This window comes from Sphaerospermopsis reniformis, from assembly GCF_005402885.1.
GTDB classification, from domain to species: Bacteria; Cyanobacteriota; Cyanobacteriia; order Cyanobacteriales; family Nostocaceae; genus Sphaerospermopsis; species Sphaerospermopsis kisseleviana.
This window is the reverse complement of record NZ_BJCE01000479.1, coordinates 1-1,345: the sequence shown is the minus strand read 5'-3', so window position 1 is coordinate 1,345 and position 1,345 is coordinate 1. Positions and strand designations below refer to the sequence as shown.

Annotated in this window: 2 protein-coding genes and 1 pseudogene; all 3 read right to left on the bottom strand. The window is 33.1% G+C overall.

The features are described 5' to 3' along the window. Positions 1-90: 90 nt before the first annotated feature. The gene (locus FFR48_RS27850) at positions 91-525 is read right to left on the bottom strand and encodes a type II toxin-antitoxin system VapC family toxin (protein WP_137669574.1); all 435 of its coding nucleotides are present in this window, start codon (positions 523-525) and stop codon (positions 91-93) included. Next, the gene (locus FFR48_RS27845; protein WP_137669573.1) at positions 522-782 is read right to left on the bottom strand and encodes a hypothetical protein; all 261 of its coding nucleotides are present in this window, start codon (positions 780-782) and stop codon (positions 522-524) included. The genes FFR48_RS27850 and FFR48_RS27845 overlap by 4 nt, the downstream gene beginning before the upstream one ends. A gap of 424 nt (positions 783-1,206) precedes the next feature. Beyond that, a pseudogene (locus FFR48_RS27840) lies at positions 1,207-1,345 on the bottom strand (aspartate carbamoyltransferase); the annotation flags it as partial.

The following is a 1,345-nucleotide window of genomic DNA, read 5'->3' as shown; positions in this document are numbered from 1 at the left end:
AATAAATGAGATAAATTCCTAATAAACATTTTATAGTTCCTTTGAACTAAAATCCTGAAAACCCTTACCAAACAATGTTTTTGGAGATAATTATTTTTTTATTCTCCGCTTATGCGGAATGTGAGCTTCAATTTCCCAATCTTCTATTTTCAAACCTTCAACTCTGGCAAATTCCTTAGTATTATGAGTCACCAAAATCAAATCATGAGACAATGCAATAGAAGCAATTAATAAATCATTATAACCAATGGGAGTACCAAGATTTGCTAACTGCGCCCGAATTTTACCAGCATTTAAAGCTGAAATATCATCTAAAGGTAAAGAAATAAATACTTCTAAAAATTGCTTGACTTTTTCCCAAACTTGATCAGGATTATCACTTCTCATTGCACCATAAAATAACTCTAACTTGACAACTGAACAAACAGCAATATCTTCTAAGTCAGTATTTTCTAACTTGCGGCGAATAATCAAATCCTCATTTAGATATTTAATACATACATTTGTGTCTAACAAATATTTCATAACAATTTAAACTCCTCTAAATCATCAAAAACACCTTCAGAATCTATAGTTAAAGGAGTATCTTTTAAACATCCTGAAGTTTCGTCAAAAAAATTAGCAGGCCAACCTTTTCCTTTGGGTTTATTTTCCTGTTGAAAATCATCACTAGGTTTTAAAATAATAGTAATAGTTAAATCAGTATTAACAATATTTACAGGAATATCTAAATGTAATATTCCATCTTCACCAACATGAGAACTTAAAGTTATTGTTTCCATAGCAATTACATGGAGTGATTTTTACTAAGATATATCTAATTATACATCAGATATTTTAAATTGCCACATTGAACATCGTAGTTATAGGTGATATAGCCTTTCCCAGTCTAATGAAGTACAAAATTATCTGCGTTTATCTGCGTCCATCTGCGTTCAATTATTACTGCTTGTAACTCTCTTGAATGATAATTTTCGCTCAACTAACAAAAATAGTAAGTAGCGACTGTCTTGAATGTCAAGGGAAGGGTTTTAAAAGACGCACATTTAATTACCGGAAATGTGCAATGTTTAATGCTCCTTCAAATACATCCTGAGAGGTTGTTTGAAAAGTATTAGATGAAACCGATAATTTCTAGAAACCTAACCCTCCTTCCCTCACAAGGGAATGGGGGTTTCAAAACCGCTCCCCGCGTCGGAGAGAGGTATCTAATAATGATTGAGATGGGTGTTCATGTTGTCCATCACCTGCATTTAAGACACTGACTTTTTCACCTAAACGATCCATTTCTTGGGCGATCGCCTGGGGTACTCCTGCTTCTTTATGGCGAATTACCATAATATCT